The following is a 21224-nucleotide window of genomic DNA, read 5'->3' as shown; positions in this document are numbered from 1 at the left end:
GTGTTCGTGCGGATTTCCTGATCAAGGATTCCAAACGGTGGTTTCGACGACGGGAACACTCCGGGTTGTCGGGCCCTGCGTGATCCGCAGCTGGACCAGCAGACCGCCGGACGTCTCGATGCAGAAGGACGAACCCGCCCCGAGATCGCCGTCCGGGCCGGATTCGACGCTGTTCGAGTTGGGTTCGTAGGCCCAGTCGACCCTGTCCGGCGCACGCGCCACCGCGCGCTGGCAGTCGTCCCTGTTCGGCTCGTTGTCCTTGCCCATCCGGGCTACGCTCGCGGCGGTCCGGTGACCGGTGATGTTGAAGGAACCGTCACAGGTGTCCCAGATCAGGTCGGTGCCGTCGGGGACTTCGGCGTAGGGCTCCAGCGGGTTGCGGACCCGGTCGCCTTCCACCGCGTCGAAATCGATCATCTGGCCCAGGCATGATCCGTCTTCATCGGTGAACTTCAGGGCGAGCGACGGCGAAGAGGAACCCGGCGAGGGCTGCGCACCGGACGAACCTCCGAACAACAGCTGCCGAATGTCGGGGAAGAACCAGGTGCCAGCTGTGATGGGCACCGCGACGATGGCACAGACACTCGCGATGGTCCCGAGCTTGCGCTTCTTCGCCGACTCGCCTTGATCGTTGGCGCGCTGAGGCATGGGCAGGGTCCTGACTCGAAGAGAGCGGCAAGGCTCGCTGTTGCTCTGGGTAAGGATGTTATACCGGCAGGTAACGATCTTCGTCCGTATCGACGAACTTCCTCGGATTCGGTCGCAGCGGCCCCAGGTCCCGACGCGAAGGGCGCCTTCCACCGCACTGCTCGGTGGAAGGCGCCCTTGAGGTGTTACCCGCGAACAAGTGCCCGCCGAAGGATTCCGGCCGGTGCGGTCAGGCTCCTCAGGATGCGACAGCTGGGAATTCGGGGCTCTGCACCGGGAAGAAGTCCGACTTGGCCAGCGCGCCTTGCCACTCGGTGGGATTGTGCACCTCGTTGACGCCGGTCACGATCTGCCCTGGGGAGATGTCCTTGGTGACCGTCGCACCCGCGCAGACGTAGCTGCCGCGTCCGATCGTGATACCGCCGACCACCGTCGCGCCCCAACCGACGAACACGTTGTCCTCCAGGATCGGCGCGGCCTCTTCGGCTTCCGGCGCGTCCCACGGCTTGGTGGGATCGAGCTGGCGGTGCACGAGGTCGCCGAACACCCGGCAGTTCTTGCCGACCTGGCTGCGCTCGCAGATCAGCGAACAGCCGATGACGCTGTCGTCGCCGACGACGGCCCTGGCACCGACCGAGGCGCGGTGGGTGATGACCACCCGTTCGCCGATCGTCGCGCCACCCTCGACCAGGCAGTAGGTGTCCACAATGGTGCCATCGCCGAGTCGCGCCTCCTCGCCGATGACGCAGAAATGACCGATGTCGCAGCCCGCACCGATCTCCGTGGGTCGCCCCAGCCGCTGCCAGGTGCCTTCCTGGAGCATCCGGTACGGAGCGCCGATCTGGGCCGTTGGGGCGACCCGGGACAGCGTGGCGATCTCCGCGCTCTGTAGTGACATGACCGTCCCCTTCTGAACGGGCTTTTCAAGTGCGGGCGAAATGGCCTGCCCGGCAAGGCCGAGCAGCCGCAGGGCGGAGCTGAACGACACCGCTTTTGGCAGGTCGTGCAGGCGGGCAGCCCACTCGGTCAGATCCCTGCGCCAAGTCCGCAGGTAGGCGGCGCAGATTTGCGGCGTGATCATGGCACGCCGTTGTTCGGCAGCTTCCAGCGCCCCCATAGCCTGGGGGCGCAATGGGGATGATTGCAGGTTCGCGACGCGGTCGCAGATCTGCCGGATGAACTCCGCGCGCCGGGCCAGGTATCGGCGCCAGTAGTCGACGTCGTCGGCCGCGGTGGCCGGGAGTCGGCGGTGCGCCAGTTCCATCAGACCCTCGGCGAAGACGTCGCCGAACTCCTCCCCCGCGGCCCGGCCCGGATTGCGGAACGGCTCGTAGGCGAACTGGGTGGCGGTGCCGGACCGACCGACCGACCGCCGGAGCACGGCGTCGAAGAAGAACAGCCAGTCCTCGTTGTAGATCTCCGGGAAGAACGATTCCACCCGATCCGCGGCGACCAGCAGGGCGGACCCGCTGACGAAGGTCTCCTGGTGACCGCCGCTGAGGCGATGGGCGTGGCAGACCACGGAATTGTCCGGGAAGTCGGCGACTTCCAGGCCGACCACGTCGAGGTCGCCCAATCCGGCCGCGGCGTGCCACACCTCGTCGACGTCGAGACCTGTGATGTCCTCGTCCAGGAACAGCACCGAGTGCCAGCCGAGCAGCTTCGCCAGCAGCAGGCCGAGGTTTCGCTTGAGGCTGAGATCCCCGAGCCGGTCCACCTTGACTTCGGTAGCCCGCGAGGTGGCGGCGTCGAGCAGGTGGTGTTGGTACCCGGCGGGCAGGTCGATCGCCAGCCACCGCAGTTCCGGCGACCGGCTCACCACGTCCGCGATCTCGGTCGCGGAAACCGAACGGCTGCACATAACCACCAAGGTCGCGTCCAGCCACGCCGCGAGCTCGGCGGCGTCCGCGACTCGCTCGGCTGACCAGGTGGCGGCCACGACGACGGCGTCGAGATCGCGACCGGATGTGCCGGGCACGCGCCGCAGCAGTTCCCGGTGCGTGTCCCGGCAGGGCGGGGAAGGGAGGGGGCTCACTGGATGCGGTGCCATTCGTGCAGTCGGATGCGCGGGTTGTGCAGGTCGGGTGTCGCGGTGGCGTGGTCGCTCACGCGCACCCGCATGAGCAGACCGAAGTTCGTCGCGTCGCCGAACTTACCGGTGAGGTATTCATAATTGCGTTCGCGGGTGGTGGCGTCGGTCAAACAGCGGACCGCGCCGTAGACCCCGCGGGTGAACACCCCGCTGCAGATGGTCAGCGTCCGGCTGATGTTGTTCGGGTTCGGCATGCGGACGAGCAGGCCGACGTCCTCGATGAGCTGCTCGTCGTCGGTGAAGCGGGGGACGAAACGTCGCGGCTGGTCACCGGGGATCTCGAAGACCTCGCCGTTTTGAACCTCCGCGGGATCTTTGATCTGCTCCACCGGGAAGTCGATCGGCTTGGTGATCGGCGAAGTCGACTGGTTCATGGCGGAGCTGCCGAGCAGTACGAGATGTGCCTGCAGGTCGTCGGATTCCAGCCGCGGCGCCAGTGCGTGCCGGACATCGGCGGTCGGGTTCAGCGCGCGCACGTGGCCGAACAGCTCGACCATCGAATCGAGGTCCGCGTACGCGGCGAGCTCCATGTAGTTGTGGTTACTGGCCGAGGCGAACGGCGGCCGGTCGGCATCGGGCAGCTTGCCGCAGACGATGCGCACCGGTCCACCGTCGGGGAAGTACCAGAAACCCGTTCTGGTACCGCTCCAGGACGCCGCCGCGGGCCTGGCCGTCGCGTGCATCCGGTCCAGCTCGCGTTTCAGCCGCCCGCGCTCGGTGCGTTCCTCCTCGGTCAGCGAGTCCGCCGGAACCAGCCGGGGAGGTGTCGAAACCGCCGAGCGCTCGGTGGCGAAGAACGTGGCGTAGTCGGCGAGGCGCGTCGGCGGCGGGGTTTTCGCGCCGCTCTCCCAGGACGAGATGCTGGAAACCCCAACACCGAGCGCGCGGGCCAGCACCCCCTGGGTCAGACCGCGGCCGCGACGCAGCTCGCGCAGCCGCGCGGCGAGTTGATTCGGTCCGTTCTGGCTCCCGGATCGAGCCATCACGCCGTCTCCTTCACTTGGACTCCAAAATTTCACCAAATTTCACCAAAGCAGTGAAGACCAGCGCATACTGGCACTCTTTCTTCGGCACAGCAAGCCAAAACGCCGTTCAGACGTTGACCTCTCACAGAGTGTAGTCGTAATCTGATCGCGTCGCGTTTCACCATCGTGGCGAAGATTCACTGAAGTAGTGAAACCGCCATGTGGGGAGGTGGTCCCACCTCGCTCAACGGAGAGCACGCGGTCGGCGGATCGCCGACTGAAACGCAGACACCCCCGGACATCGTTTGGTCGCGACCGGGGGTGCTGCGCGAGTAACGAACCCCGCAATCCGGGTTACCACCCACGAACAAGGGAGCTCGCCGTGTACACAATACCTCCGGCGGTGCTGGCCGCAACCGATCCCCTGATCGCCGCCGCACCGCTATCCGGTGTCCTGCAAGGAATGCTGGTCGGCATCGTGATCGCCCTGATCGCCGCCGCGGTCGTGCTGCGCCGCGCGGTCGAGGGGCTGATGGCCGTCGCGCGCACGGTTCTCGGCCCGCCGCTGACCGTGTTCGCCGTGCTGCTGGTGCTCACGTTGATGATGCTGGCGGGTTTCGCTGGCGCCAGCCCGTGACGGGACCAGCAAGTGTTCGGCCGGGCGCTCAGCGCCCCGCCGGACATCCGCACTCGAGGACACTGTCCACTGAGGATATTCACGCCCGAAGGCTGCGCCGACTTCGGACCATATTCCACCGTTCGGGCCTTGTTCGACCAGTCGGACTCTGTTCGAGTAATCCCAGGTAGCAAATGACCGGGGAGGAGACCCGATGTCCAGCGGTGCCAAGCGGCGCAGCCTGGCCGTGCTGAGCTGCGTGCTAGCCGTACCAGTGCTGGTTCTCGGCGTGTCGAGCGCCAGTTCCGGGTGGGCTCTCAAGCCCGCAGATCGCCCGTCCGAAGCCGAAGCGCACAACGTCAGCCTCGCCGTCCACTGTGGAACTAGTGCACTGGACCGCGCGGAAACCCCTCCCGAACTCGGGGCAGCGTACGAGGAAATGTTCCAGCAGGCCGTCCAGGCTGGCTACCGCGTGTTGGACAGCGGCGGGCGAGCCGTCGACGCGGTGCAGGCCGCCGTCGTCGTGATGGAGGACAACCCGCTGTGCAACGCCGGTCGCGGCGCGGTGTTCAACACCGATGGCGAGAACCAGCTCGACGCGTCCATCATGGACGGACGGAATCTTGACGTGGGCGCCGTCGCCGGAGTGGAGAACGTCAAGAACCCGATCAAGGCCGCGCGGCTGGTGATGGACGAAACACCGCACGTGCTGATCGCCGGTGAAGGTGCGGACGATTTCGCCGCCAGCCGCGGCATCGAGACGGTGACCCAGGACTACTACTGGACGCAGGAACGCTGGGATTCGTTGCTGGAGGCCAAGAAGACCGCCAGCGTCAGCGAGGAGGAGCACGGCACGGTCGGCGCGATCGCCGTCGACTCGCACGGTGACCTCGCCGCGGCCACCTCGACCGGTGGCCTGACCAACAAGATGGTCGGCCGGATCGGCGACTCACCGATCGCCGGGGCCGGAACCTACGCCGACAGCCAGTTCGTCGCCGTCTCCGGCACCGGTACCGGCGAGGCGTTCATCCGGGCGAACGCGGCGCGCGAGGTGGCGGTGCAGATGGAGCACCGGAACCTGGACGTGACCCGAGCGGCGCAGGCCGCGATCGACCGGGTCGCCCGCGTCGGCGGCGATGGTGCGCTGATCGCGTTGGACCGCAACGGTGACTTCACCGTGCCCCGCATCGGCACCGTCAAGTACGCCTGGGTCACCGACTCCGGCGACATCGAGACGCGCTTCTACCGCAACTGAAATCAGCCGCGCGGCGGACCGCCTATCGCGCTCGCCGGGCCGGGAATCGGCCCGGCGAGCGATCACTTGAGGGAACAACTGATGAACTGCGGGGGAATTGGTCGGTGAAGTGGGCGTAGCAGCCCTCGAAAGCTCCATAGGTTGACGACCCCATCTGTTGCTCGTGCGGACGGAGTCGGTCGTGGCCAATATCCCCTGGGAGCTCATCCTCGCGATCACCGGTGTGCTTGTTCCGATCATCGCCTTCCTGTGGGAGTTCGCGCTCGTCGGCCGCAAGCGGCTGGGCTACCGGGTGCAGATGGACACCGCCCCCACTGCGGTCGACTCCGAGCATGCCGGGGCGTGGCAGCGGTTGGAACGGGAAAACGGCGAGCCGCTGACCGACCCGTCGTTCGTCCTGTTGCGCATCGAGAACATCGGCACCACCAACATCGCCGAATCCGACTACGCGTTCCCCGAGAACACACCCGTGGGTATCCGCATCAGGTTTCCCGGTCGCCGGGTCGCCGGAGTCGTGGTGACTTATCTCAGCGACCCGACGCTGGCGAAGTACTTCGACAAGAACGCGCCGGGGCTGGGCAAGTCGAACCTCGACGAGGCCGGGCAGACGGTCGGGCTCGTCGAACTGCCCAAGGTCAAGTTGAACAGCTCCGACCACTACAAGGTCCTGGTCGTGCTGGAACGCTCGGAAGGCTTCGCGCTGGAACCCGCTACCGTCACCGAGAGCGGATTCCCGGATCCCGAGGTCGTCGCGACCATCAGCGGCGGGGTGGGCAGCGGGAAGGTGCACAAGACCAAGGGTCAGACCGGAACACCTCGCTGGGTCGTCGCGCTGGTCTGCTTCCTGCTGATGGTCGGTCTCGCCGAGCCGTTCATCTTCGAACTCACCAGTGGGCGATCGGCCCCGCTGGACTGCGCCACCGGAAATCTCACCATCTCCGGATCCACCGCCTTCGAGCCGGTCCTGCGGGAGGCCGCCGACACGTACGCGCGATCCTGCCCCGACAGCAATTTCGCCTTCGACATGCACGGCAGTGCCCAGGGACTCGACCTGCTCAACCGCACGCGGTCGCCGGAAATGGTGGCGTTCTCCGACGGCACCAAGGGCGACCGGCTCCCCGAACTGCTGCCGCGCCCGATGGCGTTCCTGCTGTTCTCGATCGTCATCAACCGGGATGCCGGTGTCCAGGACCTCACCCTCGCGCAGGTCAGGGACGTCTTCAGCGGGCGGATCACCAACTGGCGCGAGGTGGGCGGAAACGACGTGCCGGTTCGCATCGTCGACCGGGAAGCCCTCTCGGGCACCCGAGCGACCCTGGAGCAGCGGATCCTCGACGGCGTGGTGGAACCCGGCGAGAACTCCAACGACTGCCTGGAGACCATCAACGACAACCTGCGCGGCGAGGTCGTCCGCTGCCGACGCGCCGACACCGGTAGCATGCTGGACGCCGTCGCCAACACCTCCGGTGCCATCGGCTACAGCGAACTGCGGGCCGCCGAAGATCGCGCGGACCTGCTACGCGTCCGCATCGACGGCCAGGACGCGACCCTGGAGGCGGCCGACCACGGGGCCTATCCGTTCTGGCAGACCGAATACGCCTACACCTTCGGTGAACCCGACGCCAGTTCGCTGGCGGCCAGCTTCATGCGCTACCTGACCAACCAGGTCGGCAGCGACATCGTCCGCTCCTACGGCAACCGCCCCTGTGCCGAGCTTGCGAACCCGGTGCTGTGCCGCCCGACCGATGAGTGAAGGCGCAGCACCGAACAGGACTCGCAGGTGGGCGACCGGCCGGTCGCCCACCTCGGGGTCCCTCGCTATGCCGGGCCGTAGCGGACCGGCTCTTCGGCTGCCGCCATCTCCATCTCCGCGGTGGCCTGGATGAGCTCGACGAGTTCGGGATCCAGGCCGGGGCTGAACTCCTCGGGACGTTCCGGGGCGATGTCCATGGGGACGCCCTCGGGTGCCTGCGCCATCCGCAGGACTTCGCCGTTGCGCGCGGATGGCGAGGTCCCCTGGAAGACCTTCGCCGCCTCGGAGAGGTTGTCCAGGTTGAACGTGTACTGCTTGTTGTGCAAGCCCCGCTCCAGGAGCGCCGCGACCTCCGGGTACCGCTCGGCGCTGGTCTTCGGGATCGGCAGCGTCTTGCCCCACTTGACCCCGAGGCTTTCCAGCGCCTTGGCGTAGGCGTTCTCGTGCGCCTGGTCGCGCACGATCAGGTACGCCACCGTCGACCGCGCCGTCCGGTTGGAACTCATCTCGTAGATGCGGCACTTCTGCAACCGGCCGGTGGACTCCAGCATCAGGTTGTACAGCAGGTCGAGCACCAGGTTGCCGCTGGCGTAGATGTAGGACCCGGACCAGGGGTTGCCGACCGCGTCGACCGGCAGCGCGCCTTGGGCGCCGACGAGGAAGTGGTGGATGTTGCCTTCCGACAACGCATTCGACAACGGCGTACCACCACCGGCCGCTGGCTGGTCCAGCGGCTCGCGTTTCTCGCCGCGGTACCGCGGCGAACCATCGGTCAACCGCGCGATCGTGGTGGCGATCAGCTCCACGTGGCTGATCTCCTCGGTACCTATTCCGTACAACAGATCCCGATAGGGTTTGCCCTCCGCTCCGCGGAAGTTGAAGCTCTGGAACAGGTACTGCATCATCGTTCGCATTTCGCCGAACTGGCCGCCCAGTCCCTCCTGCAGGGCGTTGGCAGCAGCCGGATCCGGCTCGTCGGGCACGATCTCGTTGATCATCCGCTGGACGTGGAAGAACATCACTCACTCCTCTGGTGACGGCAGCTCTTCGGACACGCCTGAAGCCGTTGCTGATCAGTGCTTTCGGTTCGAAGCTGCGCGCTGGCGCGCATCCGCTACCTGCGCCACACAGCGTGTTCGCGACATTCGGCAACAGTCGAAGCAGGCGCCAGCACCGACTCTAAGACCGGTGGAAGCCGCGGGCCAGACGACCTTGAGCCGCCCCATCGCCCGAATGAACCGTCGAGAATCTGGCTGCACGGTGACGAAAAACCCGGTTAGAATTCGGTAGGCGGTCCACAGGAGACGATCGATCAAATCCTGGGCTCGGCAACACCTCAGCAAGTTGGACCTGCTGCCCCGGATCAGCTCGGCGGATGCCTGGGCAGCAGGTCCGGCACGCTCACCACTCGGCGAACGAGCCGTCCTCGTGGCGCCACACCGGTGGCCGCCAGCGGTGGCCTCGTGCGCTGGCCTTGCGCACGGCCTCCTCGTCGATGTGCACCCCGAGTCCTGGGGCGTCCCAACGCCTGATCGCACCGTGCGGGAAGGCGAACGGCTCGCGGTCGAGCACGTAGTCGAGCAGTTCGGCATCGGTGTTGTAGTGGATGCCGATGCTCTGCTCCTGGATGAGGAAGTTCGGGGTTGCGAACGCCACCTGCAGGCTGGCCGCGAGCGCGAGCGGGCCGAGCGGGCAGTGCGGCGCCAGCAGCGCGTCGAAGGTCTCGGCGAGCGAAGCGATTCGGCGCACCTCGGAGATGCCGCCCGCGTGGGAGAGGTCCGGCTGCGCGACCGCGATCCCGGCCCGCAGCGCGGGCAGGAAATCCGTTCGCGAATAGAGCCGCTCACCGCACGCCACCGGGACGGTGCTGGCCGAGACGACGTCGTCAAGACGATGCGCGTACTCCGGCAGCACTGGCTCTTCCACGAACAACGGGTGCAGCGGCGCCAGCTCCGGCATCACCCGGCGCGCGGCGGCGACCCCCAAGCGGCCGTGGAAGTCGACAGCGACATCGCGGGAGTCGCCGAGCACCTCGCGCACCGCGGCGAGCCTGGCCACCATGCCGCCGATCTCCGCGCGGTCCGGCATTCGGCCCGCCCGACCGGAGGCGTTCATCTTCACCGCCGTCAGCCCGGCTTCGACCTGCTCCGCGGCCGCCTCGGCGACCGCGGAGGGCTCGTCCCCGCCGATCCAGCCGTAGACGCGGACCTCGTCGCGCACGGCACCGCCCAGCAGCTGGTGCACCGGCACGTCCAGGGACTTGCCGAGGATGTCCCACAGCGCCTGGTCCAGCCCGGCGACGGCGCTGGAGAGCACCGGGCCGCCTCGGTAGAACGCGGCTTTGGTCATCAGCTGCCACGCGTCCTCGATGCGGCGCGGGTCCCGCCCGATGAGCAACTCGGACAGCTCGTCCACCGCCGCGCGGACAGTCTCCGCCCGTCCCTCCACCACGGGTTCGCCCCAGCCGACGATGCCTTCGTCGGTGGCCACCCGGCAGAACAGCCACCTCGGCGGCACCAGGAAAGTCTCTACGGAGCTGATCTTCACTCGGTGTGCTTCGCTTTCTCTTCGGTTTCGCCGATCACGTCCGCCACGTCGCGGGTCGCCTTTTCCAGCAACGACGTCACGGCCGCAGCCGCCGCGTCCGGGTCGCTGTCGCGGACGGCCGCCACGACGACGGCGTGGCTTGGCACCGGGTCGTCAGAACCTGCCTCGTGCACGAGCGCGTCGCGCAACCGCAGGGCCGGTTCGGTGAACACATCCATCCGGGCGAGCATCTCGTTGTGGGTGGCCCGCAGGAGGGCGCGGTGCCAGCGCAGGTCAGCCGCCACTTCGGCCCGCGCGCCCGCGCCGACCGCGTCGCGCATCGCGGCCAGCGCGGCGTCCAGCTCAGCGAGGTCGCGCTCGTCGCGGCGCAACGCGGCCATCGACGCCGCTGCTGGTTCGACGACCGCGCGCACCTCGGCGAGGTCGCGCAGCACGGCGGCGGTGTCGCCAGCCTCGCTGCGCCACCGGATCACGTCGCTGTCCAGCAGGTTCCAGTGCTCGCGGGCGCGCACGTAGGTGCCCCGCTTCTGCCGCGCCTCCACGAGTCCCTTGGCCGCCAGCACCTTCATGGCTTCGCGCAGCGCGGTCATGCTCACGTCCAGGTCATGGCCGAGCGCCCCGAGGTCGATCACGTCGCCCGGCGCGATCTTCCCGGACACGATGCGCGCACCGAGCGTGGCCACGGTCTGCCCGTGCACACCCCGCCCGCTGTAGCCACTCATGAACCACTCCTCCCCATCGGCGACGCCGTCACGACGACATCTTGTAGACGCTCCAGCCGCCGTCCACGGTCAACGCGGCACCCGTGATGAACGACGCCTCGTCGCTGGCGAGGAAGGCGATGGCCGCCGCGATCTCGTCCGGCGTGCCCAACCTTTTCACGACCGTCTCCTCCGCACTGCGCTGCCGATCGGCCTCGCTGATGTCGTCCCAGGCCGCGGTGAGCACCGGCCCCGGCAGCACGGAGTTGACGCGCAGCACGGTGCCGTACTCGACGGCGAGCTGGCGGGCCAGTCCGGTCAGCGCGGACTTGCTCGCCGCATACGCCGGCCTGCCCGGCAGCCCGACGAGCGCGTGCACCGACGAAGTCAGCACGACCGATCCGCCGCGGTTGCGCGACAGGTCGGCGAGGCACGCGCGGAAGCCGAGGAAGGCGCCGGTGAGGTTCACCGAAAGCTGCCGCTCCCACGAGGCGAGGCTCGTCTCGTGGGCAGGCAAGACGTCGACCGTGTAGGCGTTGCTGACCAGCACGTCCACCGGTCCCAGCTCGGCGCGGCAGCGCTGGACCGCGTCAGCCCAGTCCGCCTCGGAGCTGACGTCGCAGCGCACCGCGACGGACCTGCCACCCTCGGCGATGATCCGCTCGGCGACCTCGTGCCCGCGCTCGGCGATGTCCAACACCGCGACGGCCGCGCCGTCGGCGGCGAGCCGTAGCGCGGTGGCCGCGCCGATGCCCTGGGCCGCGCCGGTCACCACCGCGACCTTTCCGTCCAGCCGTCCGCTCATCGCCCCGCCTTCGTGCGCGCAACGCCCGCGTGCATGCGTTGCCCTGTGCTGTCGGTGAGTTCCAGCGCCCGCTCCCCGTCGGCGGCGGGCAAATCCAGTGTCGTCGTCTGACCCGCACGAACCGTGGTAGACCCCTGCCCCGTCGCCAGCTCGCCATCGCGGTAGGCGACGAACTCGCCGACCAGCCGTTCCGCCCGCAGCTCGGCGGGCCGAGTCCAGTGCCCCGCAGGCGTCACGTCGTGCACGGCCGCAGTGCCGGGCGTGACCGCGCAGTCCAGTGCCAGCGTGGTCCGCTCCCCCGGCGCCAGCGTGGTGAGCGGGCCGAGCACCTCGCATTCGACGATCCGCGCTGGCGGGTCGAGGTCACCCAGCGTCGCGAGCGGTTCCGGAAGCGGGCACTCCAGCCACACCTCCACCCGCGACCCGGCGTCGGGGTACTCGGCCGCGTCGTCGACGGTGAACGACTGCGTCAGCGTCGCCCCGCCCCCGGTGTGGGCCAGCCATCCGGTGGCGGCGGGGAAACCGAGCTTGCCGACCACGTCGCGGTGCGGGATGTGCACCCGATCACCGGGCAGCTCCGACCAGTCGGGATACCCGGTTCCGGCCAGCAGGCGGGTCACCTGCGGCGGGCTCGCCACGTACGTGCCACCTGCTCCCTTGGCCGCCAGTTGCGTGACGTTCCACAGCGACCAGCGCACCGTGCGTTCGCTGGTGTTCTGGGCGGTCAGTTCCAGCCGGTACGAGCACTGGTCCCGGCGCAGCTCGAACCGCCGGGTCAGCCGCAGCCCGGTGCGGGGATCGTCGCCGCTGGTCAGGGTGACCGCGGCCAGCTCGGCATCCTGCCGGATCTTCGTCGTGTACGGCCCTGAGTCGAGCACCGGATCGGGTGGGCCCGCCCATTGGTTTTCGTCGTCCCAGCCCTGCGGCGCGGGCCAGGTCTTGTCACCGCCGTAGTTGATCCAGTCGCCGAGGCTGCCCGACTGCGGCCTGTGCACGTGACCCGGGCGTGGCATCAACTCGTCGGTGAGCAGCTTGTCGTTGCGCCACAGCAGTTCCCGTTCGTCCACATCGGACATAAGGCGGAGGGAAAGCAGCCGCCCACCGAGCAATGGGACGAGACCGAGGCGCAGCAATCCGTTGTCGAGCCAGAGCACTTCGCCTCCGGCGTGCCGCTCCACCCGTGGCCCGCGGCTCACGACTGGTCCGCCTCTCCGCGATTCACAGTGGTGGTCGCGTCCAGCACAATCTCCCGTTGCGTGGTTTCTTGTGGCTGGTTTGCGTCACGGTCCCCTGGGGAGCGGTTGAGGAGGACTGAGGTTGACACGGTGCCGCTCACGACCGCAGCTCCGGGGAGGGCAGCAGCACGACCTTGCCCCGGCTGGCCCCGGCGGCCAGCGCGTAGGCCGGGTCGGCCGCCTCCAACGGGAACCGGTCGCTGACCACGGTCTCCGGACGCAGGTTCCAGCGGTCCAGGTTCTCCGCCAGTTCGGTCATCGCCGTCAGCGAAGTCACCCACGATGCGTACAGCGTCAACTGCTTGTGCAGCAACGCGTCCGACACCTCGGTCTCCAGCGTGCCGCCCTCGCCGACGAGGGACACCCGACCCCACTCGGCGGCACCGGCGATGGCCGTGGCCCGGCCCGCGCGGGAGCCGGAGCAGTCGATGGTGGTGACCGCGCCCGGCGCGTGCAGCACGTCGGCGACCAGGGCCGCCGTCGCCTCGGCGTCCGCTTCGGGTGCCACGGTCGCGTCGAACACGCCCAACTGGTCCGCCCACTCGCGGCGCTGCGGGGACAGCTCGACGCCGACCACCCGCCGAGCGCCCATGCCCTTGCCGATCATCCCGGCCGCCAGCCCCACCGGGCCGAGCCCGACCACGAGCAGGTCACCTTCGCCGTTGACCCCGATTCGCCGCAGTCCCTCGTACGCGGTGCCGAAACCGCAGGCGATCAACGCACCATCCACATAGGACAACCGGTCTGGCAGCGGAACGCAGGTGGACTCCTCGGCGAGCACGTAGTGCGCGTGCCCGCCGTCGCGCTGCCAGCCGTATGCCTGCCGCTGCGGCGCGGTGCAGCTGATGAAGTAGCCGCGACGGCAGTTGTCGCACCGGCCGCAGCCCGCGATGTGGTAGACGATCACCCGGTCGTCCACGCCGAAGCGGGTGCAGCCCGGCCCGGCGGCGACGATCCGCCCGGCGGGCTCGTGCCCGGCGACCACACCCCGGTAGGCCGGACCGTCGACGCCGCGATGCCCCTTGTGCTCGTGGTAGATGTAGCCGATGTCGGAACCGCAGATCCCCGAGGCGCCCACCTCGACGAGCACCTGACCCGGCCCCGGCTCCGGCACCGCCAGCCCGCGCAGCACCGCGGTGGAGTCGCCTGGCAGGTACACGCCCTGCATGATCTCGCCGGACACCACTGTCTCCTCTCCCATCAGGTCTCCCTCGTCGCGCGGGCGCGCTTGGTGAGCACGACGTTCACCAGCACCGCGACCACGATGATCACGCCGCGCACCACGTTCTGCAGGAACGAATCCACCCCGAGCAGCACCAACCCGTTGCTGATCACGGTGATGAACACGACGCCGAACAGCGTGCCCAGCATCGAGCCGCGCCCGCCCGAAAGCGCCGTGCCGCCGATGACGACCGCGGCGATCACGTCGAACTCCAACCCGGATGCGGCGCCGCCGTTGCCCGATCCCAACCGCGCGGCCAGCAGTACTCCGGTGATCGCCGACAACACACCGGTGGTGGCGAACAGCAGCACCCGAACCCTGGCGAGGTTGATCCCGGCCATGCGGGCGGCCGGGGCGTTGCCGCCGACGGCGTAGACGGATCGGCCGTATCCGGTGTAGCGGGCGACGTAGGCGAAGACGAAGAACAGCACCACCATCACGATCGCTGGCGTCGGGATGCCGAGGATGTTGCCGCCCAGCACGTCCATCAGCCCGTTTTCCGGCAGCACCACGGGAAGCGCGTCGGTGAGGTACAAGCCCAACCCGCCCAGTGCGCTCCACACACCGAGCGTCGCGATGAACGACGGCACGTCGAAGCGCGCCCGGAGCCATCCGGCCAACGCGCCCCACGCCGCGCCCGCGACGAGGGTGAGGAGGATGGCCAGGCCGATGCCCAGCCCCCACTCCGCGGCGCCCTTGGCCACCAACACCGAGGAGAACGCCACCGCCGGACCGATGCTGATGTCGATCTCGCCCGCGATGATCACCAGCGTGACGCCCCACGCGGCGATGCCCACGGTGGCGGCGTCCCGCAGGATGCCGAGCTGGTTGTCCAGGCTCAGGAACCCGGCCGCCGTGCTGCCGAGCACGATGTAGAGCACCACGATCGCCGCGATAAGGCCGATCTCGTTGAGCGAGCGCCCCGCGCGGGGCTTGCTGCCGACCCGTTGCTCCGGCTTGGTCTGGGTAACGGTCATTGTCGTCCTCAACTCGGTTTCAAAGACTGTCTTTGTTCTTGTTTTGAAGCGGCGCAGCCGACCTACGGCACTTGCACCGCTGCGGGTTCTCAGACGTCTTCTCGCGAGGACAGCCCCGACACCGCGTATCGGACATACATAAGTCGGGGATCCCGGAGTCGAGAAGGCGTCTGAGGTTCCGCCACCTGCACCGCTACGCAAAACGAGTCCAGCGACAAGCATTCACGCCGCCATCGCGGCGGAGAGCACTGAATCTGTGGTCAGGTCGCTTCCGATCAGCTCGCCCACGACGCGCCCTTCGCGAAGTGCGAGGACTCGGTCGCACACCAGGGGAAGCTCCTCCAGTTCGCCGGAGACGAACACGATCGCGGCTCCGTTGTCGGCGAGTTCCCGCACCAGCCGGTAGATCTCGGCCTTGGACTGCACGTCGACGCCTCGGGTCGGTTCGTCGAGCAGGAGAACGCGGCTGCCCGCGTGCAGCCACCTGCCGATCACGGCCTTCTGCTGGTTTCCGCCGCTGAGGTTCACGATCGGCGTGCGGGCCGAGGCCGTCGCGATCGACAGCCGCGCGATGAGTTTCCCCGCCGCTGCGCGCACTTTGCCGGGCAACACGGTCGGCCCCGAGCTGACCGAGTCGAATTTGGACAGCACCAGGTTCTCGTCAACACCCAGCAGCGGCACGACTCCCTCGTTCTTGCGGTCTTCCGGCGTCATGCCGACGCCGAGCCGTTTCATCACCGCAGCACTGGGATTGCCGATCTCGCGGCCGTCCACGCTGACCGTCCCGGAGGTGGCCGGGGTGAACCCGGCGATGGCGCGCAACACCTCGGTGCGGCCCGAGCCCATCAGGCCGCCGAGCCCGAGGACTTCGCCAGCGAACACGTCGAACGACACGTCGACCACCTTCGGCGGCACGGCGAGCCCGCGCACCGACAGCAGCGGGAGCCCGGTGCGGTCGACGTCCCGCTCCGGCGGCCGCTCGACCTGCGTCGCGCTGTCGCCGAGCATCAGCGACACGATGTGCGCGGTGTCGGCCGCCCCGATGTCGACCGTGTCGACGATGCGGCCGTCCCGCATGACCGTGGCGCTGTGCGCGATCCGGCGGATCTCCTCCAGTCGATGGCTCACGTAGAGCACGGCCACGCCCGCCGAGGCGATGCGGGTGACGGTGTCGAGCACGACGTCCACTTCGGCGGCGGCCAGCGCGCTGGTCGGCTCGTCGAGGATCAGCAGCCGCGGCTGTTCGCGCACCGCCCGGCAGATCTCCACCAGCTGACGCGCGGCCAGCGACAGCGAGCCGACAGGGGCGGCGGGGTCGATGTCGATGCCCAGCCGCTCGAAGACCTCCGCCGCGCCCTTGCGCATCGCGGCATAGTCGATGGCCTGCCCGCGCCGCAGCCAGCGGCCGAGGTACATGTTCTCGGCGACGCTCAGTTCGGCCACCAAGCTCAGTTCTTGGTGCACGGTGCTGATCCCGAGCTCGACGGCGCGGCGCACACCGCCCTCGCCGAGCCGTTCACCAGCCACGGCAATACTGCCCTTGTCAACGCCCTCCACTCCGGACAGTGCGCGGATGAGTGTCGATTTACCCGCGCCGTTGCGGCCGAGCAGCGCGCGGATCTCGCCCGGTCGGATGGCCAGGTCGGCATCGGTCAGCGCGCGCACACCGGGGTAGTGCTTGGTGACGCCGTCGACCACGACGACGGGTTCGGTGACGTCGGCAGTCACAGCTTCTCCTTCACTGGCAAGGGTTTTCAGTAGCGGCGCAGCGATCACGGCACGCCGTCGGGGTGCGCTCGCAACCAGTCCGCGCCCTGCTGCGGGGTCGCGTAGAGCTCGATCGGTGCTGGGACGACCGTGTAGGTGGCCAGCTCGCCGGTGCGGACCTGCTCGGCGGCCTTGGCGGCGAGCTGGCCCACCGCGATTCCGGAGATGTCAACGACGCCCTTGAGCACGTCGTCGGCCGCGAGCGCCTGTGCGGCCTCGGTGGACATGTCGCCGCCGAACACCACGGTCTGGCCGACCTTGTTCCTGGATTGCACGGCCCGGACAGCGCCCATCGTGGCCCCACCGGCCTCGCCGAAGAAGGCATCGACGTCGGGATGCGCGGTGAGGATCCGCTCGGCGACGTCCACCGCCTCGTCGATGGTCGAACCCTCTTGGTTGGCAACGATTTCCGCGCCGGGCAACTTGGCGTGCAGGGCCTGTTCGAAACCGTGCCTGCGCTGGATGCAGACCTCCACGAACTCGCAGTTGACGACCGCGATCTTGGGGTTCGGCTTGCCGACGGAGAGGAAGTAGTCGGCGGCGCGCTCGCCGAGCAGGCCGCCGAAGCGGGTCGGGTCGCCGAGCACGTAGGCGGAGACGAACTCGCGGGCGGCCTCGTCCGAGATGCAGGTGTTGTAGCAGATCACCGGAATGCCGGACTCGTGCGCGAGCTTGATCGCGGGCACCGAGGCGGTCGCCGACGCGGGCGAGAGGATCAGCGCATCGACCTTCGCGGCGCTCACCTGGTCGACGAAGGTGCTCTCCTTGGACGCGTCACCCTGCGCGTTGAGCTGGAGCAGCTGCGGCTCGCGCCCGAGCGCCGCCACCTCCTGCTGCATGCCCGCTTTGACCCCGGCGTAGAAACCCTGCGCGTCCATGTAGACGACGCCGAACCGGCCGTTCTCCCCCACCTTGCTGCCGCAGGCCGCGACCAGCGCGAGCAGCGCGACCACCGCCAGCGCCAGGGCAGCACTGCCGCCACGACGCCTCGTTGCGCCCATCCGTTTCTCCTCAGCGATCCACGACGCCCGACAGGAGGTCAGGCCACTGGGCACCAAGTTTTGCGCGCCGCATGCCGCCGGGTCAACATTATTTATTAATTAATGTGATCCGTGACAGTACGCGTTCTCGCCATCACACACCGCTACGCGGCGGTTCCGGTGATCCGTGCGGCTGGGAGTCAGCAGCCGCGCCGCATCCCACGGCTCACAGCGCCTTGGAAGCAGCGCTGCTCGCGCGGAGCAGTTCCTCGACCAGTTCGCCGATGCGGCTGCGCGGGCAGCGCGCGGTGGGCACCGCGATGGCCATCGCGCCCACGGTGCGGTGCCGGGCATCTGTGATCGGGGCACCCACTGCCGTGATGCCGCGCTCGCTCTCCTCGATGTTGGTGGCGTAGCCACGACGGCGAGCGGTGGCGAGCTGTCGGCTGAGTGCCGCGACGGTCGTCACGGCGTTGCCGTTCGTGCGCGGCAACCCACGCGGGTAGAGCGCTTTCAGCGCGTCCAGCGACAGCGACGCGAGCAATGCCTTTCCGCCAGCGGTGCAGTGCGCTGGCAGGATCACCCCGGTGCGCAGTCCGACCCGCAGCGCATGCGGACCTTCCACCCCGTCGACGAACCGGACTCCGTTGCCCTCCAACACCATGAGGTGGACCGTCTCGCTGACCTGTCGACTGCAGCTGAGCAAGTGGTCGTGCAACTCGCGGCGCAGGTCGAGGCGTCGGACCGGGGTGGAGTTGAGCTGCTCCAGCGCCGGGCCCGGCCGGTACACCCGCTGACCGTCCTGCACCACGAAATCACGCGCGCGCAACTGCGTGAGCAGCCGATGCGCCGTCGACCTGGCGACGCCCAGCGCCTCGGCCGCCTCGCTGACCCGGATCTGCTGCACTTCGTTGATCAGCAACACGAGCGCGAGGGCCTTGTCGACCGAGGTAGCGGCGCTGGTCCGGTCATTGCTCGCCGACTCGTTCCGCACCGTCGAATCCTAAAGTTGCGTTGTTCCGTTGAGCAATATGCTCTTACTACGCTGTCCGGACCACCGCCGGTCGCTGGGCGGCCGGAACGAGTCCGGCCCGTGCCGCGACGCGGCAGGGGTACCGGACGACAGCGAGGTCAACGATGACACCGGCAACAGCACAGCCGAACGACGCCGAAAACCACGGCGCGTCCGGCAAAAGCGCGACACGCACGCTGACAGCGGGGGCGGGCGAGGAAGTTCCGCGGCTGGTAGTGGGAATGTCCGGGTCCAGCGCGCCCCAGCTGGGGATGACATTCCTCGAAGTGGCGCGCGAACTGCCCAGTTTCGAGACGCATCTGGTGCTCTCCGAGGGCGCGCGGCGCAGCATCGAACTGGAACTGCGCCGCGATCCGCTGGAGGTCGAGAAACTTGCGGACGTCGTCTACGACTGGCGCGACATGGCCGCCGCGATCTCCTCCGGTTCCTTCCCCACCATGGGCATGGTCGTCATCCCCTGCTCGATGCGCACGCTCGCGGCGGTGGCCACCGGGAACTCGGACAACCTGGTCTCCAGGGCCGCGGACGTCACGCTGAAGGAACGGCGGCCGCTGGTCCTGGTCACCCGCGAGACGCCGTTGAACTACGTACACATCAAGAACATGGAGACCGTCACCCTCGCCGGGGCGACGGTGCTGCCGCCGGTTCCGGCGTTCTACCACTACCCGGAGACGATCGAGGATCTGCTGCGGCACATCAGCGGCAAGGTCCTCGACCAGTTCGGGATCAAGAACTCGACATTCCGGCGGTGGACGTCATGATCGTGCCGGAAGATCTCGCCGATCTGCTGCTGGGCTGGCCGGACATCCACGTCGACGAGCAGGCTTTCCCGCTGCTGACCGTGGACGAGGACGGGTTCCCGCACGTGGCGTTGCTGTCGCGGGCGGAACTGGACATCAACGCCGACCGCAGCGCGATCCTCGCCGTCGTGGCCAGCACGCAGACTCGGGAGAACATCCGGCGCCGCGGCCGGGCGACCCTGATCGCGGTGCACGGCGAGGTGGCCCATTACGCCAAGCTGCGAACCAGCACGACCACCGATCAGGACGGCCTGCTCGGGTGCGTGTTCGATCTGGTGTGGCACAAGCGCGATTCGTTGGGGATCCCGCTGTCGCCGATCGGTTTCCAGGCAACCGCCGAAATCGTGGAAATGGAGCACTGGGCGCGTACCAGGAGCGTGCTGGAGCTGCTGCGCACCGGCACGGCCGAGAGGTAGCGCGGCTACCTCGCTGAACAGGCACTTCATCCGCGGTGTTCGACCGTGCGGAATCTTCGACGCGAGCCATTCCAACCACCGGGCGACCGATCTAGGTTGGCAGCACTGAGAATCGAGCATCCGACGACAGCGGCGGCACAGCACACGACCGCGATTTGTCGAGAAAGGTCACGCCTTGAACGTGACGATAGTTGGCGCTGGCATCGGCGGACTCACCCTGGCGCTGGAGCTGCACGAGGCGAACATCGACTGCACGGTCGTCGAGGCGGCCGAGAGCATTGCCGGAATCGGCGTCGGAATCAACGTTCTGCCGCACGCGATGCGGATCCTGACCGCGCTCGGCGTCGCCGACCGGCTCGAAGAGGTCGGGGTGACCACCAAGGAGTCGGTGTTCTTCAACCGCTTCGGTCAACTCGTGCACCGCGAGCCCAACGGCCGGTACGCGGGTTACGACTACCCGCAGCTCTCGTTGCACCGGGGTGATCTGCAGAAGGTGCTGCTCGACGCCGTGCGCGAACGCCTGGGAGCGGACAGCGTCCAGACCGGCCAGCGCTGCGTGGGTTTCGCCCAGGACGCCCACGGCGTCGACGCCGAGCTGGAGGGACCGACTGGGACGACGCGGTTGCGGTCGGACGTCCTCATCGGCTGCGACGGCGTCCACTCGGCGATCCGCAAGCAGCTGTACCCGGCGGAGGGCGAGCCCCGCTACTCGGGCATCAACATGTGGCGGGGCGTCGCGCGGTGGAAGCCGTTCCTCTCCGGGGCGAGCATGGTGCGGGCTGGCTGGTTCACCACCGGGAAGCTGGTCGTCTACCCGATCCGGGAGAACATCGACGAGGCCGGGAGCCAACTCGTCAACTGGGTCGTGGAGATCGAGACACCGCGGCACCTGACCCGGGACTGGAATCGCGTGGGCCAGCTCGAAGATTTCGCCTCGGCGTTCGACGACTGGCACTTCGACTGGCTCGACGTACCGGCCCTGCTGCGTGCTTCGGACACCGTGCTGGAGTACCCGATGGTCGATCAGGACCCGTTGGAAAAGTGGTCGTTCGACCGCGTCACGCTGCTCGGCGACGCCGCGCATCCCATGGTGCCGCGCGGATCCAATGGCGCCGGTCAGGCCATTTTGGACGCGCACGCGCTGCGCACCGCGCTGGAATCCGGTGGCGATCCGGTGGCCGCGTTGGCCAGCTACGAGCAGGTCCGGCTGCCAGCCACCGGCGAGGTCGTGCGGATGAACCGGACCAATCCGCCGGACGCGATCCTGCGGGAGGTCTGGAGCCGCACCGGAGATCAGCCGTTCCAGCACATCGACGAGGTGATCAGCGAACGCGAGCTCGCCGAGATCTCGGATCGGTACAAGCAGGTGGCGGGCTACTCCAGGGACGCTTTCCGGGATGTGCCGTGAAGTT

At 68.4% G+C, this 21224-nt stretch carries 19 protein-coding genes; 6 read left to right on the top strand and 13 right to left on the bottom strand.

From position 1 onward, the window contains the following. Positions 1-21 precede the first annotated feature (21 nt). From MOQ72_RS08310 to MOQ72_RS08300, 3 genes are all read right to left on the bottom strand, one after another. The gene (locus MOQ72_RS08310) at positions 22-648 is read right to left on the bottom strand and encodes a hypothetical protein (protein ID WP_242181606.1); all 627 of its coding nucleotides are present in this window, start codon (positions 646-648) and stop codon (positions 22-24) included. A gap of 238 nt (positions 649-886) precedes the next feature. Continuing rightward, the gene (locus tag MOQ72_RS45125; protein ID WP_242181604.1) at positions 887-2626 is read right to left on the bottom strand and encodes a DapH/DapD/GlmU-related protein; all 1740 of its coding nucleotides are present in this window, start codon (positions 2624-2626) and stop codon (positions 887-889) included. A 53-nt stretch (positions 2627-2679) separates the two neighbouring features. Next, positions 2680-3723, bottom strand: coding sequence for a helix-turn-helix domain-containing protein (locus MOQ72_RS08300; protein WP_242181602.1), 1044 nt, complete (start codon positions 3721-3723; stop codon positions 2680-2682). Positions 3724-4087: 364 nt separating this feature from the next. Between MOQ72_RS08300 and MOQ72_RS08295 the strand changes: the two genes are divergently transcribed. The 3 genes from MOQ72_RS08295 (at position 4088) to MOQ72_RS08285 (ending at position 7329) form a co-directional block, all read left to right on the top strand. Then, a complete protein-coding gene (locus tag MOQ72_RS08295; protein ID WP_242181600.1) occupies positions 4088-4342 on the top strand; it encodes a hypothetical protein in 255 nt (84 codons plus the stop codon). A gap of 193 nt (positions 4343-4535) precedes the next feature. Next, the gene (locus MOQ72_RS08290) at positions 4536-5576 is read left to right on the top strand and encodes an isoaspartyl peptidase/L-asparaginase family protein (protein ID WP_242181598.1); all 1041 of its coding nucleotides are present in this window, start codon (positions 4536-4538) and stop codon (positions 5574-5576) included. 181 nt (positions 5577-5757) lie between these two features. After that, positions 5758-7329, top strand: a complete 1572-nt coding sequence (locus tag MOQ72_RS08285) for a substrate-binding domain-containing protein (protein WP_242181596.1) — start codon at positions 5758-5760, stop codon at positions 7327-7329. A 65-nt stretch (positions 7330-7394) separates the two neighbouring features. On the opposite strand, the gene MOQ72_RS08280 is transcribed toward MOQ72_RS08285, so the two are convergent. The 10 genes from MOQ72_RS08280 to MOQ72_RS45120 all read right to left on the bottom strand — a co-directional run bounded on the left by MOQ72_RS08280 (position 7395) and on the right by MOQ72_RS45120 (position 18557). Beyond that, the gene (locus MOQ72_RS08280; RefSeq protein WP_242181593.1) at positions 7395-8348 is read right to left on the bottom strand and encodes a manganese catalase family protein; all 954 of its coding nucleotides are present in this window, start codon (positions 8346-8348) and stop codon (positions 7395-7397) included. Positions 8349-8730: 382 nt separating this feature from the next. Next, positions 8731-9876, bottom strand: coding sequence for a galactonate dehydratase (gene dgoD / locus MOQ72_RS08275; RefSeq protein ID WP_242181591.1), 1146 nt, complete (start codon positions 9874-9876; stop codon positions 8731-8733). Then, positions 9873-10598 carry a FadR/GntR family transcriptional regulator gene (locus MOQ72_RS08270; RefSeq protein WP_242181589.1) on the bottom strand — a complete coding sequence of 242 codons (726 nt, stop codon included), beginning with the start codon at positions 10596-10598 and terminating at the stop codon, positions 9873-9875. Before MOQ72_RS08270 ends, dgoD begins: the two co-directional genes overlap by 4 nt. A gap of 28 nt (positions 10599-10626) precedes the next feature. Beyond that, entirely contained in the window at positions 10627-11382 is a 756-nt protein-coding gene (locus MOQ72_RS08265; RefSeq protein ID WP_242181587.1) for an SDR family NAD(P)-dependent oxidoreductase, read from the bottom strand. Further along, positions 11379-12578 (bottom strand): DUF4380 domain-containing protein, encoded by a 1200-nt coding sequence (locus MOQ72_RS08260; protein ID WP_242181585.1) that lies wholly within the window; start codon positions 12576-12578, stop codon positions 11379-11381. Before MOQ72_RS08260 ends, MOQ72_RS08265 begins: the two co-directional genes overlap by 4 nt. 136 nt (positions 12579-12714) lie before the next feature. After that, positions 12715-13818 carry a zinc-dependent alcohol dehydrogenase family protein gene (locus MOQ72_RS08255; RefSeq protein ID WP_242181582.1) on the bottom strand — a complete coding sequence of 368 codons (1104 nt, stop codon included), beginning with the start codon at positions 13816-13818 and terminating at the stop codon, positions 12715-12717. Then, complete coding sequence (locus MOQ72_RS08250; protein WP_242181580.1) at positions 13818-14816, bottom strand: ABC transporter permease; 999 nt, start codon at positions 14814-14816, stop codon at positions 13818-13820. The genes MOQ72_RS08255 and MOQ72_RS08250 overlap by 1 nt, the downstream gene beginning before the upstream one ends. Before the next feature lie 222 nt (positions 14817-15038). Beyond that, positions 15039-16544, bottom strand: coding sequence for a sugar ABC transporter ATP-binding protein (locus MOQ72_RS08245; protein WP_242181578.1), 1506 nt, complete (start codon positions 16542-16544; stop codon positions 15039-15041). A gap of 44 nt (positions 16545-16588) precedes the next feature. Then, a complete protein-coding gene (locus MOQ72_RS08240; RefSeq protein ID WP_242181576.1) occupies positions 16589-17584 on the bottom strand; it encodes a substrate-binding domain-containing protein in 996 nt (331 codons plus the stop codon). 205 nt (positions 17585-17789) lie between these two features. Next, on the bottom strand, positions 17790-18557 hold the full coding sequence (locus tag MOQ72_RS45120; RefSeq protein ID WP_242181574.1) for an IclR family transcriptional regulator: 768 nt from the start codon (positions 18555-18557) through the stop codon (positions 17790-17792). Between the two features lie 254 nt (positions 18558-18811). Between MOQ72_RS45120 and MOQ72_RS08230 the strand changes: the two genes are divergently transcribed. From MOQ72_RS08230 to MOQ72_RS08220, 3 genes are all read left to right on the top strand, one after another. Continuing rightward, positions 18812-19357 (top strand): UbiX family flavin prenyltransferase, encoded by a 546-nt coding sequence (locus MOQ72_RS08230; protein ID WP_308197857.1) that lies wholly within the window; start codon positions 18812-18814, stop codon positions 19355-19357. Next, on the top strand, positions 19345-19812 hold the full coding sequence (locus MOQ72_RS08225) for a pyridoxamine 5'-phosphate oxidase family protein (RefSeq protein ID WP_242181571.1): 468 nt from the start codon (positions 19345-19347) through the stop codon (positions 19810-19812). Before MOQ72_RS08230 ends, MOQ72_RS08225 begins: the two co-directional genes overlap by 13 nt. A gap of 181 nt (positions 19813-19993) precedes the next feature. Beyond that, on the top strand, positions 19994-21220 hold the full coding sequence (locus tag MOQ72_RS08220; protein WP_242181569.1) for a flavin-dependent oxidoreductase: 1227 nt from the start codon (positions 19994-19996) through the stop codon (positions 21218-21220). Positions 21221-21224 lie beyond the last annotated feature (4 nt).

This window comes from Saccharopolyspora soli (assembly GCF_022678645.1).
GTDB classification, from domain to species: Bacteria; Actinomycetota; Actinomycetes; order Mycobacteriales; family Pseudonocardiaceae; genus Saccharopolyspora; species Saccharopolyspora soli.
This window is presented reverse-complemented; position numbering and strand designations above follow the sequence as displayed.

What these genes read in the sequence shown, in the direction of transcription:
- MOQ72_RS08270 (WP_242181589.1), bottom strand. Translation starts at nt 10,598, where the DNA reads ATGAGTGGCTACAGCGGGCGGGGTGTGCACGGGCAGACCGTGGCCACG.
- MOQ72_RS08250 (WP_242181580.1), bottom strand. Translation starts at nt 14,816, where the DNA reads ATGACCGTTACCCAGACCAAGCCGGAGCAACGGGTCGGCAGCAAGCCC.
- MOQ72_RS08240 (WP_242181576.1), bottom strand. Translation starts at nt 17,584, where the DNA reads ATGGGCGCAACGAGGCGTCGTGGCGGCAGTGCTGCCCTGGCGCTGGCG.
- MOQ72_RS08300 (WP_242181602.1), bottom strand. Translation starts at nt 3,723, where the DNA reads ATGGCTCGATCCGGGAGCCAGAACGGACCGAATCAACTCGCCGCGCGG.
- MOQ72_RS08290 (WP_242181598.1), top strand. Translation starts at nt 4,536, where the DNA reads ATGTCCAGCGGTGCCAAGCGGCGCAGCCTGGCCGTGCTGAGCTGCGTG.
- MOQ72_RS08255 (WP_242181582.1), bottom strand. Translation starts at nt 13,818, where the DNA reads ATGGGAGAGGAGACAGTGGTGTCCGGCGAGATCATGCAGGGCGTGTAC.
- MOQ72_RS08280 (WP_242181593.1), bottom strand. Translation starts at nt 8,348, where the DNA reads ATGTTCTTCCACGTCCAGCGGATGATCAACGAGATCGTGCCCGACGAG.
- MOQ72_RS08265 (WP_242181587.1), bottom strand. Translation starts at nt 11,382, where the DNA reads ATGAGCGGACGGCTGGACGGAAAGGTCGCGGTGGTGACCGGCGCGGCC.
- MOQ72_RS08310 (WP_242181606.1), bottom strand. Translation starts at nt 648, where the DNA reads ATGCCTCAGCGCGCCAACGATCAAGGCGAGTCGGCGAAGAAGCGCAAG.